Origin of the sequence: Nitratireductor sp. GCM10026969 (genome assembly GCF_042660605.1) — a bacterium.
GTDB lineage: Bacteria > Pseudomonadota > Alphaproteobacteria > Rhizobiales > Rhizobiaceae > Chelativorans.
This window is the reverse complement of sequence record NZ_JBHSUM010000120.1, coordinates 1-12,729: the sequence shown is the minus strand read 5'-3', so window position 1 is coordinate 12,729 and position 12,729 is coordinate 1. Positions and strand designations below refer to the sequence as shown.

The window sequence follows — 12,729 nt, the reverse complement described above, 5'->3', positions numbered from 1 at the left end:
TGCCGCGGCCTGTTCAGCGGCGTGCAGCGCGGCGGCGAGATCGCCTCCGCCTTCGCGCGCCTTCGAAAGCGCGTCCGCCGCCGGGCGCCAGGCATCCACCATGGTCTTGTCGCCGACGGCGGCCTTGCCGCGATCCTCGATGCCTTGTGCCATCGCCTGGAAGGCTTGCGCCATGTCGTCGTCCGTTGCGACCTCCTTGCCCTTCAATGCCGCGCCGGCGCGCATGAAGGCGGTGGCGTAAAGGGGCCCGGAAGAGGCACCGACGGCGTTCAGAAACGCCTTTGCGGCCGTGTTGAACACGTCGCTCGGCGCCGACGCGCCGGGATCGAGATCGGTCACGGCGGCGCGCACGGCGTTGAAACCCTGCGCCATGGCGATGCCGTGATCGGCATCGCCGATATGGCCGTCGAGCGCGCACAGGTGGTCCTTCTCGGTCTCGATGCGCGTGGCGACGGCCTCGAACAGGGCGATCAAGCGTGCGCTGTCGAATGTGCTCATTGCCGCCTCCTCAGCCGTTGAACATCGCGCAGGCGCAGGGGTGATCGATCATCCGGGTCAATTCGTCGTCGAGATGCATGAGCGTGATCGACGCACCGGCCATTTCCAGCGAGGTGCAGTAGTTGCCGACCCAGGTCTTGTGCGCGGAAAGCCCCGCCTCCTTGAGCCGCTGATGAACGCGGCGGTTCATGATGTAGAGTTCCATCAGCGGCGTTGCACCGAGGGAATTGACGAGTACGGCGACCCGGTCGCCCTTTTGGGGCGCCATTTCCTCGAAGATCGAATCCATGATGCGGTCGGTGATCTCGTCCGCCGTCTGGAGGGACTCGCGCATCATACCGGGCTCGCCATGGATGCCCATGCCGATTTCCATGTCGTTTTCGCCCATCTCGAAATTCCACTTGCGCGTCTGGGGCAGCGAGCAGGGCGAGAGCGCGACGCCGATCGTATAGGTGTGGTCGTTCGCCTTGCGGGCGATGCGCTCGCATTCGTCGATCGGCAGCATCATGTCGCAGGCCGCCCCCGCGGCCTTGAAGATGAAGAAGTTGCCGGCCACGCCGCGCCGCTTTTCCCGCTCGCTCACCGGGGCGGAGGCGATGTCATCGGTCGACAGCACCGTGCGCACCTCGATGTCCTCCATGGCGGCCATTTCCGCGGCCATGTCGAAGTTCATCACGTCGCCGGCATAGTTGCCATACATGTAAAGCACGCCGGCGCCGCCATCGACCGCCTTGGTGCAGGCCAGCACCGGGTCCGGCGGCGGCGAGGCGAAGACGTTGCCGATTGCCGCGGCGTCGGCAAGCCCCTTGCCGACAAAGCCGAGGAAGGTCGGCTCATGGCCGGAGCCGCCGCCGATCACCAGGCCTACCTTGCCCTTTCGCGGCCCCTCCCGCGCGACGATGGCGCGAGGGTTCTCGGCAAGCCGCGTCACGACATCGCCGTGAGCGGCGATCACGCCCTCCAGCATTTCGTCAACGGCATCGTCGCCACGATTGATGATCTTCTTGGTCGCCATCCCTGTCCTCACTCGCCGTAGCCTGTTCGTCGCGCTATGTTCCTAGACTTCCGCCCCGGTCCTCTGCACCGGCCAGGTGTTCATGCATTCCAGCGTGTGCTCGAACGATCGAATCCCCGCGTCGGAGCCCAGCCCGCTCGCCACGAGCCCGGCGGCGGCCTGCGCGAAGCGCACGGCATCCTCCGGGTTCATCTCGTGCTTCAGCGCGGTGATGAACCCGGCATCGAAGGCGTCGCCACAGCCCGTCGTATCGACCACCTCGATCCGGTAGGCGGGCATGGTGAAGCGTGTCCCGTCGGCATGGGCGTAAAACGCCCCCTCGCCGCCCAGGGTGAAGACACAGCAGGTCGCCCCCTTGTCGAGGAAGTGGTCGGCGGCCTCCGGGGCGCTCTTGCGCCCGGACATCACCATCGCCTCCTCGATGGAAGGCATGAAATAGTCGATGTGCGGCAGCAGCGGCTCGACGATCGCCGCCGTCCCGGCATCGGCCGCGATGAGGTCGAAGGTGACGGTGCGCCCGCGCTTCTTGGCTTCCTGCAGGAGCACGCGGCTCGGCTCGCCGTCGAGCCGGCGCAGGAGCCCCGTGCCGCCCAGATGCACGATCGGCGCCCCCAGGACGAGATCGTAGGCATCAGCCGGCACGTCGAAATGGTCCGACGCGCCGCGGGCGTGCAGTGCCGGCCGTTCTCCATTGGCGCGCACGTTCAGGATCGTCGCCGAGGTCGGCACGCCTTCAAGCCGCTGCATGGCGGCGACGTCGATGCCGTGCCCGCGCATGGTCGACAGCATCCTGTCCGCCTTCTCGTCGTCGCCCACCGCCCCGACCGCCAGGCAACCGAGGCCGAGCTTGGCACAATCCACCACGGTCCCGCCGGCCGTGCCGGCGACCGTCAGCCGGATCTCGTCGATGAATTCGACATTCCCGCCTTCGGGAATCGCGTTTACCGGACGGCCGAGAACGTCGAGGATGTACAACCCGACAACCGATACATCATGCGCCATCGACCGTGCTCCTCCCCTCAGCGCTTTCCTTCATCGCGGCCCCGACCCGCGTGCCGTTCGCGAAGACGCTCGTCCACTCGGGATCGGCCGAAACGTAAACCGCGTCGCCAGGCCGCACGCCGTCGAGGCCGTCGACCTTGGCCTTGATCTCGAAATCCTCGAGCGCAATGCGGATGATCGAGCGCCCGGCGATGCCGACATTCATGTCCTTCAGCCTGCCTGCCACCGCGCCCGGCCGCGGGCGCGCCGAAACGCGCACATGTTCTGGCCGTACGCCGATCTTGATCTCGGCCGCATCATCCAGCGGACGTTCGGGGGTGTAGACGCCGCCGCCCAGCGCGCTGGTCACCCCGTCCCCTTCCCGTCGCGCCGGCACGAAGTTCATGCCGGGATTGCCGAGGAACCAGCCGGCGAACTCCGTCTCGGGCACCGCGTAAAGATGCTGCGGCGTGTCGTACTGGATGATCCGCCCGTCGCGCATCAGCGCCACGTGATCGGCCAGCGTCATGGCCTCGGTCTGGTCGTGGGTGACGTAGATGATCGTTTGCTTCAGGCGGCTCGTGACCAGCTTGAAGGCACGGATCAGGGCAAGCTTTGCCTGAACCTCGACATTGGTGGTCGGCTCGTCGAAGAGCACGATATCCGAGCGCCGCGCCACGGCCCGGCCGACGGCGACCTTCTGCCGGCTGCCCGCATCGAGTTCTCCGATGAAGGCGCCCCTGCGGTCGCGCATGTCCAGCACATCCAGCACCTCGTCGATGCGCCTTCGGCGCTCGGCGGCATCGATGCTGCGGTCCTGGTTGAGCGGCAGCGCGATGTTCTCCTCGACCGAGAGCGTCGGGTACATGACCGGATACTGGAAGACCATGCCGACGCTGCGCTTGCGCGGGGGCAGGCCGCCCATGTCCTTGTCGCCGAAGAGGATGCGCCCCGAAGTCGGCGTCTCCAGCCCGACGATCATGCGCATCAGGGTGGTCTTGCCGCAGCCTGAGGGCCCGAGAAGGCAGGTGACGGCGCCGTCCTCGAAGGTGGTGCTCAGGGAATCGACGGCAGTGAAGTCGCCGAACTTCTTGGTGACGTTGTCGATGACGACCTTAACCATGGGCCACGGCCTCCCTATGCGGCTGAGCGCGCCCGATCCGCTCGCCGGTGGCGGCGTCGAAGACCATGATGCGTTCCGGGTCGATCGCGATCCTGACCTCGGCGTCGATCTCCGGCAGCGCGGCATGGGCGGAAGGGAAGGCCGCCGTCATCGGCATGCCGTCGCTTTCGAGATAGACGACGATCTCGGACCCCAGATGCTCGACGATGCGGACGCTGGCCTTGGCGCCCATTTCTCCCGTGCCGTCGAGCCGCACATCCTCGGGGCGCAAGCCGAGCCGCACCGTTCCGTCGGACACATCCTGAGGGAGCGCAAAGCGCAGTCCGCCCGTCTCGACGACCCCGTCGCGCGCGGTGCCATTCCAGACATTGGCCTTGGGGAAACCGATCAGCTCGACGCTGCGCGCGAAGCGCGGTTCGCGATAGAGATCGAGGACGTCATCCTTCTCCACCACGCGGCCGTCGTCGATCACCACCAGGTCCTGCGCCATGGTGAGCGCCTCGAGCGAGTCGGCCGTGGCGTAGAAGAAGGTCGCCTGCAGTTCCTCGCAAAGATGCTTCAAGTCGTCCATCAGACGTTCGCGCAGCTTGTAGTCGAGGCCGACCAGCGGATCGTCGAGCACGAAGACGGAGGCGTTGGTGAGCAGGCCGCGGGCAACGGCGACGCGCTGCTTCTCACCGCCCGAGAGCTGGTCCGGCGTCTTCTTCATGAGATGCCCGATCGACAGCATGGCCGCCGAGCGGTCGACACGCTTGGTCACTTCGGCGGACGGCGCGCGCGCAAGGCGCAGCGGATAGGCGATATTCTCGAACACGGTCATGTGCGGGTAGAGGGCGAAGCTTTGCGGCACGTAGCCGAAATTGCGCCCCCCCGGCGGCAGATCGGTGATGTCCACCCCGTCGGCCAGGATGCGTCCGCCGTCCGCCTTCTCCAGCCCGACCAGCAGGCGGAACAGCGTCGATTTCCCGCTCTTGGGCGGACCGCAGAGCACGGTGAACCGTCCGGGCTCGACGGTGAGCGACAGATCGTCCACGGCCTTGTCCCGGCCGAAGGTCTTGGTCACGGATTGAAACTCGACCGCCGGCATCTAACGCCCCAATTGTGCGAGATAGGGCACCAGGAAGATGCCGAGACTGAACAAGGCCACGATCACCGCCAGGATGATCAGCGTGCGAACGGCCGTGCCGGCAAAGCCCAGGTGCTTCGGCACATTGCCCACGGCGATCTGCAGGAAAGTCGCCGCCACCAGCACGACGAGGCCGAAGCGGTAGACGTCGATCGACCAGCGCTGCGCCACCAGCACGATGCCGCCGAGCATGGTGAAGATCAGCACCATCTCGGCGCGTTCGGCGAAAGGCACTTTCTGCATCGTCTAGACCTCCCCGCGCACGGTACCGAAGGTCATGCCGACCAACAGATACTTCTGGAACAGATAGATGAAGACCACCGGCGGGATGATGTAGATCGAGGTGAGCGAGGCGATGAAGGTCCAGTTCAGCCCGCCGTCCGAATAGGTGCCGACCGCCAGCGCGTAGGGAATGTTCTGGGTCGACACGCCGCCGATGATGAAGTTGAACAGATACTCGTTCCACACGAAGATCAGGTTGAAGATGAAGGCGGCGATCAGGCCCGGCTTCACCTGCGGCAGCACCACCTTGAAGATGATGTGGAACCACGAGCCGCCATAGACACGGCCCGTCTCGTCGAAGCGCTGCGACACCCCGTCCAGGAAGCCCTTGAGGATCCACACCGAGAAGGGGATCGAGAACATGGCGTAGAACAGCGTCAGCGCGATGTGGTTGTCCTTCCAGCCGAAGGCCACATACATCAGGAACACCGGCAGGATGACCGCCGGCCCCGGCAGCATGCGGATCGACAGGAGCAGGAACATCAGGAAGTCCGTCGCCTTGGGCCTGAAGCGAGAGAAGCAGAAGGCGGCGAGGAACGAGACGAACACCGCGATCACCACCGCCGCCAGCGACATCAGCAGCGAGTTGCCAAGCTGCAGCCAGAAGGAGCGCGTATTGGTGAACAGGTCCACATAGTTCGCCAGCGTCGGCGAGAAGATCAGCTTGGGCGGCGTGGCCAGCATGTCGGTGCGCGACTTGAAGGACGACAGGATGATCCAGGCGACCGGCGAGAAGAAGATCAGCGCGACCAGCCAGAGCGCGGCGTAATAGGCGCGGCTTTTCCAGGCGGTGGTCATGGTCAGGTCCTCCTCCTGCGGCGCGACAGCACGTAGATGAAGATCGAGGTCATGGCGATGGAGATGAGCAGAAGCAGCACCGAATAGGCCGACGACCAGCCCATGTTGAAGCTCTCGAAGCTCTGCTTGTTGAGTTCGACGGCGACGAGCCGCGTGGTCTGGCCGGGCCCGCCCTTGGTCATCGGGATGACGAGGTCCAGCGTCTTGAAGGAATCGATGGTGCGCAGAAGGATGCCGAGCATCAGGATGAACTTGCCGTGATGCCAGACGACCAGCGTCAGGCGCTTGCGCCAGGGCAGCCGGTCGATCTCCGCCGCCTCCAGTTCCGCCTTCGGCACGGAACCGAGCGCGGCCAGCGTCATCAGCGTCATGAACGGCGTCCACATCCAGCAGTCGACCGCGAGCACCGCCCAGAAGGCGATGTCGGGATCGCCCAGGAAGTCGATCGGCCCGGTGCCGAACGTGCCCTGCGCCATGGCATTGAGCACACCGAAGGTCGGATCATAGATGAAGCGGAAGAAGGTGCCCGTGGCGATCGGCGTCAGCACCATCGGCGTGAAGAGGAGCGTCAGCGCCACGCGCCGGCCCGGCATGTCCTTCGACCCCCAGAAGAGAAAGCCGAGCAGCACGCCAAGCGTCGTCTGGATCGCCACGCCGACGCCGACGAAGACGAAGGTGCGGTGAAGGTCGGACCAGATGTTGTTCTTGTTGTAGTAGATGTCCACGAAGTTGCGGAAGCCGATGAACTCCGGCGGCATGCCGCTGATGAGCGAGAACTTGTGGAACGACAGGCCGAGCAGCCACAGCACGGGAATCGTGTTGAAGACCAGGAAGAACGTCAACACGGGCACGAGCAGCGCGACTGTCAAAAACCGCCTGTCGTCGAAGACGCGCAGGAAAGACGCTTTGGACATGAGCAGACCGGAATACTGAGCCATGGGCCCGCTCCCTGGCCGGGAGCGGGACGGAAGGTCGAAGATCCTTAGAGCGAGGTGCTCGCGCAGGCGTCCGAAGGCCGTTCGGAGGCCGTGCCCGCGTCATAGAGGATCTGCTGCTGCTGGCAGGCGATATAGTCCAGCGCCTGCTTCGCCGACGCCGTCGTTCCGGTCATGTAGGAGGTAAAGCCCTCCTGCTGGACGGCGAGCATCTCCGAATAGCGCGGATGGTGCCAGAAGTCGCGGGAGCGGCCGGGCTCGAGCATGTATTTGTAGGCCCGGTTCCACGGATTGATGTCGTCGAACTCGGGGTTCGACAGCGTCGCCTTGTCCGTGGGATTGCCGCCGCGCCTGGCGAATTCCAGCGTCGTCTCCGGCAGGTACCACCAGTTGAGGAAGTCGATGGCGACCCGCATCTTGGTGTCGTCGTTGAAGGCGTTCAGCACCCAGGGCTGCCCGCCCATGGTGTAGACGCGCTTGGCCTCATCGCCCTTGCCGTGCTTGGGCGGCGGCACGACCAGCACGTTGTCGCGGTTTTCTTCCGTGATCATGGCGAGGCCGACGGCGGCCCACTGGAAGGCCGAGAAGACCTTGCCCTGGGTGAACACGTCGATGATCTCGGCGATGCCGTAGTTCAAGGCACCCGACGGCTGGTATTTGAGGAAGCCCTTGTACTGCTCCATCGCCGTGGCGTTGAGGTCTGAGTTGAGGATGCCTTCGACCTGTCCCGTCTCCGGATTCCAGACCTCGCCGCCCTGGCTCCACATGAAGGGATAGAGATAGCAGGTGCAGAAATCGTAGACGCGGCTGTATTGCGAAGCGGTTCCCCACAGCTCCTGGTCGGGGCGGGTGAAGAAGTCGGCGATCTTTTCGAACTCCTCCATAGTGAGGTCTTCGAAATCCTCGAAGGTCTGCGGCAGGGGCTGTCCGTATTTCTCCTGGAAGGCCGTCCGCTCGTCCTCGTTCTCCAGCAGGTCCTTGCGCACGAAGAGCGCGATGGTGTCGCCCTCCTGCGGCAGGCCCCAGCGGTTGTTGGAGCCGTCGGGATAGACCATGTAGGTGTCGACGACGGTCTGCGAGTACCAGTCGAGCTGCAGGTTCGGATTGTTGGCGATGACGTCGTCGAGCTGCAGGATCCAGCCGGGCTGCGCCAGGGCACCCAGCCACTGGCTGTCGGAAATGATGATGTTGTATTCCTGGCTGCGCGTGGCAAGCGAGGTCGCCGCCTTCTGGAACAGATCGGCGAACGGCGCCTCGGCGAAGCCGAAGCTGACGTCATAGCCGTATTTCTCCTTGGCGAATTCGGCAAAGAGCGGCGACATCTGGACGCCGAGCGATGACGGCAGCCAGCCGGCGATGCCGAGGATGTTCATCTCGATCGACTGCCCGGCGAGCGGATGCTCCTCCTGGGCGCGAAGCCTGTTGATGAAGGGGGCGGAAACGGCGCCCGAAAGCCCCAGCGCGGCGCTGCCCTTCAGAAAGGTGCGGCGCGGAACGATGAGACGGCGTCCGGAACTGTTGTTCTGCTCTGTCACTGAAACTCCTCCCTGGGAAACGGCGGCCATGGCCGCCCTGTGATGTCCTCTTGGCCGCGCGCGGCTCCTACCCACCGGCGCGAACGGTCCTCCAGACCGTGACTCGACAATATTCAACTGTTGTTCGACAAATGTCAATTCCGCAAAGATGACACCCTTCTGGGCCGCTTCACCCGGGGGTGCACGATGGCTCTAGGCGGGCGCTCGGCCCACCAGCCGGAAATCGAAATCGTAGGGCGCATCCTTCAGCACGGCATCGACGATGCTGCGCGCCAGCGGCAGATCGGCCTCGGAATGACTGCGGACCCAGCGGCCGAGCGCGCGGGCGGTGTCGATCCCTTCCACCGTCTCGCCGGCGAGTTCGGTCTTCATCACCTGCGAGACCCGCAACCCGCGGCCGAGAGCGTGGCCGAGGCGGCTGTTGCGTCCGCCGCCGACCGTCACGTGCAGATCTCCCAGCCCGGCCAGATCGAACACCGTTTCGGGCCGGCCGCCGATCTCGCCGGCGATGAGCCGCATCTCGCGGATCGCCTGGTTGAAGGCGGCTGCCGTCGGGTTCTTGGTCTGGCTGCCGCCCCGGTCGGCGTAGCGCGTCTGCATCGCGCTGACGCCGATGGCGTAGAAGTTCTTCAGGGCGGCACAGGCCTCGACCCCCGTTACGTCCTCGCTGACGTCGAGGCGGTAATAGCTGGTACGCATCAGCCGGGCCAGCGCCTCCGCGCGCGCCTTATCCGGGCAGGCGTAAACACACGCGGTCGGCCTGCGGTTGGCCAGCTCGCGGGCGATGCAGGGCCCGCCGATACCGATAAACAGGTCGGGCCGAAGGGCCTCGACGGCTTCTGGCGCCGTCTGGGCATAGGTCCTTATCCCCGCGCGGCCGGCCACAAGTCCCTTGGTCACAAAGGCCACGGGAACCGGTTTGCCGATCAGCGCGTCGAGCTGGGCACAAACCCATTCGATGCCGGGACTGCTGACGCCAACGATAAGAAGGTCGGCTTCATCCCCGTGGCGCGTGCCCAATTCGTCGATGTCGAGCGGCTCAACGTTTGCCGGCAAAGGAGCATCCAGTTTCGGGTGCACGCCGCCCGGCTTTTTGAGCGTGGCGATGATCTCACTGTCGAGCGGCGTGCCGACGAGACGCACCGAATGTCCGTTGTCGGCGGCCGGAACCGATATCGCCGACCCCATGACACCGGCGCCGATGATGAGGATGTTCGCCATCGTCCTAGAGCCGCTTTCCCGTTACCGCGTCGAAGACGTGAATTTTCGCCGGATCGACGCCGAAACGCACCGTCTCTCCCTTTTCGATGACCGGACGGCCGGAGACGACCGCCCGCAGATCCTCGCCGCCCAGATGAAGATGCAGCAGGGTTTCCGGCCCCGTGTTCTCCGACAGCACCATCTCGGCGCCGTGCGGCGCGCCGGGCGCCACCGCGACGTCGCCCGGCCGGATGCCGCATGTCACCTCCATGCCTTCCTCGACGGCGGCATCGGCGGGCAGCGTGAACTGCACGCCGCCCAGCTCGATCGCCGCCTGCCCGTCCGCCATCGCGACCCTGCCGCTGAGAAAATTCATCGGCGGCGAACCAATGAAGTCGGCGACGAAGAGCGAGGCCGGGCGGTCATATACCTCCGGCGGCGTGCCGCGCTGCTCTATTACCCCGCCATGCATGACGACGATGTGATCGGCCATGGTCATGGCCTCGATCTGGTCATGGGTGACGTAGACTGTGGTCGTGTCCAGCCGGTCGTGAATGCGCCGGATTTCATAGCGCATCTGGCCGCGCAGCTTGGCGTCGAGGTTCGACAGCGGCTCATCGAACAGGAAGACGGCGGGATCGCGCACCAGCGCCCGGCCCATGGCGACACGCTGGCGCTGGCCGCCCGACAGCGCCTTGGGATAACGGTCGAGAAATTCACTGAGACCGAGGAGATCGGCCGCCCATTTCACCTTTTCGTCGATCTCCGCCTTGGGAGTCCTGTTGACCTGCAGGCTGAAGGCGATGTTGTCGTACACCTTCATGGTCGGATAGAGCGCGTAGTTCTGGAAGACCATGGCGATATCGCGGTCGCGTGGATGCACCTCGTTCACGCGATTTCCGCCGATGCGTATCTCGCCGTCGGTGATCGTCTCCAGCCCCGCCGTCATGCGCAGAAGCGTCGTCTTCCCGCAGCCCGACGGCCCGAGAAGCACCACGAAGCTACGGTCCTCCACGACGAGGTCGATGTCGCTCATCACCTCGACGGAGCCGTAGCGCTTGCCGATGCCGTCATATTCCACACGTGCCATTCACAAAAACCCCTTGGCTTCGCCGCTCACTCGCAGCCGGCGGCAAATTCTTCGAGCTGTCCGCTGTCGCCGGCCATGTCCAGCATGGTGAAGCGGTCGCGGATGAAACGCGAATAGCGCACGGCGTCGCGGTAGAATTCCGGCTGGAGCCCGAGATCGCGTCCGGTGAGCTGGCAGCCGGCGCCGGGCATGGCGTCGCGCAGCTGCGCCTTCGGGCGCATGACGGCGCGCAGGCGGCCGGCGATCTTCGGCCATTCCTTCTCCAGCCGGGCATTCAACGCCGCCGCGCCCCTCTCGTCCAGCGCCTTGCGTGCGGTCTGCTCGATCATGGTCTCGGCCGTCTGGTCGCCGAAGCGCCGGCGAAGCTCGGCCTCCGGGATGACGGTCGGGCGCAGTTCCGGCGGCCGGTCGGCGCCGAGAATGCGGTTCTGCAGCGCCGACATGGTCAGCGTCGCCACGCCCACCTGCTCGCCATGCGAGGTGCCGGGATGGGCGGCTCCTGCGAACATGTCGATGTAGTGGGAGATCATATGCTCGGCCATGGAGCCGACATGGGTGGTGCCGGTGAAGGAGGTGCCGAGCCCCATGATGGCGGAGACGCGCGTGAGCTTGGCAAGCGCGTCGAAATCGCCCGAGATGATGCCGGCCGCCTCGGCGATCATGTCGTCCTCGTCGACGGCGAGAAGCACATAGGCCGTCTCGGAATAAGGTGTGTCGAACAGGATGTGCGACATCAGCCAGTCCACCTGCGCGGTGGTGCGGCAGATCACGTCGGCGAAGGCGGCGGAGACCAGCCTGCGCGGACAGCCGGCCAATACCTGCAGATCGAAGAACACGCCGCGCGCCGAATGGCAGGTGATCGACTTCTTGAAGCCGTCATAGGCGATCGAGGCGGTGGGCGTCGTATAGGCGTTCATCGGCGAGGTGGCGAAGACCGAATATTCCCGACCGGTGGAGAAGCTGCCAAATTTCACGCTGTCGCTGATCGTTCCGGAGCCGATGGCGATCAGTGCCTCCGCGTCCTCTGTCGCCGCCATCAATTCGTCGATGCCCTCGGGCGTGCAGCGCGGGTTTTCCCAGACATGCTCGCGCACGTCGAAACGGCCGGAAAGCGCCCGGAAGACCCGCTCTCCGAGGGCGGCACGCGTCCGCTCGTCGCTGACGACGATCAGCGACTTACCGCCATGCGCGTCCGCCACCAGATCGGCTTCCATGCCGTCGAGCGTTTCCTCGATGGCGATCTTCTCGATCGGGATGCCGTGCGTCTTGCCCGTCGTAGGGTCGCGCCAGGTGCCGGCGACGAGTTCGCGGATGATGCCCAGATAGTCGCGTGTCATGAGGTCTCCCCGGCCGCGAAGTCCACGAGCCGCTGATTGATGGAGGCGTTGGCCGCGTAGAGGTCACGGTAGATATCGAGCAGGGCCCGATAGCGCGGACGCTTCGCGTGATCGGGCGCGAAGACCTGCGTCCGGCCGGCCATGCCGTCGGCCGCATCGCAGATCGTCGGATACCAGCCGGCGCCGGCCGCCGCGATCATGCCGGCCCCCAGCGCCGAGGCCTCCACCGTGTCGCTGACATGAACCGGCTTGCCGGAGGCGTCCGCCAGCATCTGCCGCCACAGCTTGCTGTTGGCGCCGCCGCCGATCGCCAGGTAGTGGTCCGCCGTCTGGCCGCTTGCTGCCTCCGAAGCCTCCGTGCCCATCACCAGGTCGAGCGTGATCCCCTCGATGATGGCGCGGTGGATGTGCACCGGCTTGTGCCCGGTGCCGAGCCCGACGATGACGCCGCGCGCCTTGGTGTCCCAATAGGGATCCATGACACCGGACCAGTAGGGCTGCACCATCACGCCGCCGCTGCCGATAGGCAGCTTCAGCGCCTCCTCCTCCAGCTCCGCGAAGAGATCGGCTCCGGCGCTGCGGCCGGCGACGAACTGCTTGACGAACCAGTCGACCAGATAGGAGCCGGAGCGCAGGCAGTTCTCCAGAATATAGCCCTCGCCATGGGCGGCGATCTCGGTGCGCCAGGCGGGATCGTAGCGGTAGGTGTCGGTCCAGATGCCGGAGACGACCGCCGTGCCGAGATTGACATAGGCGCGGTTGGGGCGCGTGCAGCCCGTGCCGAGGCCGGCGCACTGCCCGTCGCCGCC

At 65.5% G+C, this 12,729-nt stretch carries 13 protein-coding genes; all 13 read right to left on the bottom strand.

The features are described 5' to 3' along the window. Positions 1-498: dihydroxyacetone kinase subunit DhaL (gene dhaL / locus ACFP9U_RS19005; protein ID WP_378623869.1), on the bottom strand; the 498-nt coding region annotated here is incomplete at its 3' end. A 10-nt stretch (positions 499-508) separates the two neighbouring features. Next, positions 509-1,513: a dihydroxyacetone kinase subunit DhaK gene (locus tag ACFP9U_RS19000; protein WP_378623868.1), complete on the bottom strand. Its 1,005-nt coding sequence runs from the start codon at positions 1,511-1,513 to the stop codon at positions 509-511. A 42-nt stretch (positions 1,514-1,555) separates the two neighbouring features. Beyond that, complete coding sequence (locus ACFP9U_RS18995) at positions 1,556-2,515, bottom strand: carbohydrate kinase family protein (protein WP_378623866.1); 960 nt, start codon at positions 2,513-2,515, stop codon at positions 1,556-1,558. Beyond that, a complete protein-coding gene (locus tag ACFP9U_RS18990; RefSeq protein ID WP_378623865.1) occupies positions 2,505-3,617 on the bottom strand; it encodes an ABC transporter ATP-binding protein in 1,113 nt (370 codons plus the stop codon). Before ACFP9U_RS18990 ends, ACFP9U_RS18995 begins: the two co-directional genes overlap by 11 nt. Continuing rightward, positions 3,610-4,680: an ABC transporter ATP-binding protein gene (locus ACFP9U_RS18985; RefSeq protein WP_378623862.1), complete on the bottom strand. Its 1,071-nt coding sequence runs from the start codon at positions 4,678-4,680 to the stop codon at positions 3,610-3,612. The genes ACFP9U_RS18990 and ACFP9U_RS18985 overlap by 8 nt, the downstream gene beginning before the upstream one ends. A gap of 24 nt (positions 4,681-4,704) precedes the next feature. After that, positions 4,705-4,986 carry a hypothetical protein gene (locus tag ACFP9U_RS18980; RefSeq protein WP_378623860.1) on the bottom strand — a complete coding sequence of 94 codons (282 nt, stop codon included), beginning with the start codon at positions 4,984-4,986 and terminating at the stop codon, positions 4,705-4,707. A gap of 3 nt (positions 4,987-4,989) precedes the next feature. Beyond that, entirely contained in the window at positions 4,990-5,823 is an 834-nt protein-coding gene (locus tag ACFP9U_RS18975) for a carbohydrate ABC transporter permease (RefSeq protein WP_378623859.1), read from the bottom strand. Positions 5,824-5,825: 2 nt separating this feature from the next. Further along, positions 5,826-6,761, bottom strand: a complete 936-nt coding sequence (locus ACFP9U_RS18970; protein WP_378623857.1) for a carbohydrate ABC transporter permease — start codon at positions 6,759-6,761, stop codon at positions 5,826-5,828. A 44-nt stretch (positions 6,762-6,805) separates the two neighbouring features. Then, positions 6,806-8,293: an extracellular solute-binding protein gene (locus tag ACFP9U_RS18965; protein WP_378623854.1), complete on the bottom strand. Its 1,488-nt coding sequence runs from the start codon at positions 8,291-8,293 to the stop codon at positions 6,806-6,808. A gap of 192 nt (positions 8,294-8,485) precedes the next feature. Continuing rightward, a complete protein-coding gene (locus ACFP9U_RS18960; RefSeq protein ID WP_378623852.1) occupies positions 8,486-9,514 on the bottom strand; it encodes an NAD(P)H-dependent glycerol-3-phosphate dehydrogenase in 1,029 nt (342 codons plus the stop codon). Positions 9,515-9,518: 4 nt separating this feature from the next. After that, positions 9,519-10,583: an ABC transporter ATP-binding protein gene (locus ACFP9U_RS18955; protein ID WP_378623851.1), complete on the bottom strand. Its 1,065-nt coding sequence runs from the start codon at positions 10,581-10,583 to the stop codon at positions 9,519-9,521. A 26-nt stretch (positions 10,584-10,609) separates the two neighbouring features. Beyond that, positions 10,610-11,920 (bottom strand): iron-containing alcohol dehydrogenase, encoded by a 1,311-nt coding sequence (locus ACFP9U_RS18950; RefSeq protein ID WP_378623849.1) that lies wholly within the window; start codon positions 11,918-11,920, stop codon positions 10,610-10,612. After that, positions 11,917-12,729 (bottom strand): FGGY-family carbohydrate kinase (locus tag ACFP9U_RS18945; protein ID WP_378623848.1); only part of this gene is annotated, 813 nt, incomplete at its 5' end. The genes ACFP9U_RS18950 and ACFP9U_RS18945, both read right to left, overlap by 4 nt.

Excerpts from the sequence above, each read along its gene's own strand:
- ACFP9U_RS19000 (WP_378623868.1), bottom strand. The coding sequence starts at position 1,513 with ATGGCGACCAAGAAGATCATCAATCGTGGCGACGATGCCGTTGACGAA.
- ACFP9U_RS18995 (WP_378623866.1), bottom strand. The coding sequence starts at position 2,515 with ATGGCGCATGATGTATCGGTTGTCGGGTTGTACATCCTCGACGTTCTC.
- ACFP9U_RS18990 (WP_378623865.1), bottom strand. The coding sequence starts at position 3,617 with ATGGTTAAGGTCGTCATCGACAACGTCACCAAGAAGTTCGGCGACTTC.
- ACFP9U_RS18980 (WP_378623860.1), bottom strand. The coding sequence starts at position 4,986 with ATGCAGAAAGTGCCTTTCGCCGAACGCGCCGAGATGGTGCTGATCTTC.
- ACFP9U_RS18975 (WP_378623859.1), bottom strand. The coding sequence starts at position 5,823 with ATGACCACCGCCTGGAAAAGCCGCGCCTATTACGCCGCGCTCTGGCTG.
- ACFP9U_RS18970 (WP_378623857.1), bottom strand. The coding sequence starts at position 6,761 with ATGGCTCAGTATTCCGGTCTGCTCATGTCCAAAGCGTCTTTCCTGCGC.
- ACFP9U_RS18960 (WP_378623852.1), bottom strand. The coding sequence starts at position 9,514 with ATGGCGAACATCCTCATCATCGGCGCCGGTGTCATGGGGTCGGCGATA.
- ACFP9U_RS18955 (WP_378623851.1), bottom strand. The coding sequence starts at position 10,583 with ATGGCACGTGTGGAATATGACGGCATCGGCAAGCGCTACGGCTCCGTC.
- ACFP9U_RS18950 (WP_378623849.1), bottom strand. The coding sequence starts at position 11,920 with ATGACACGCGACTATCTGGGCATCATCCGCGAACTCGTCGCCGGCACC.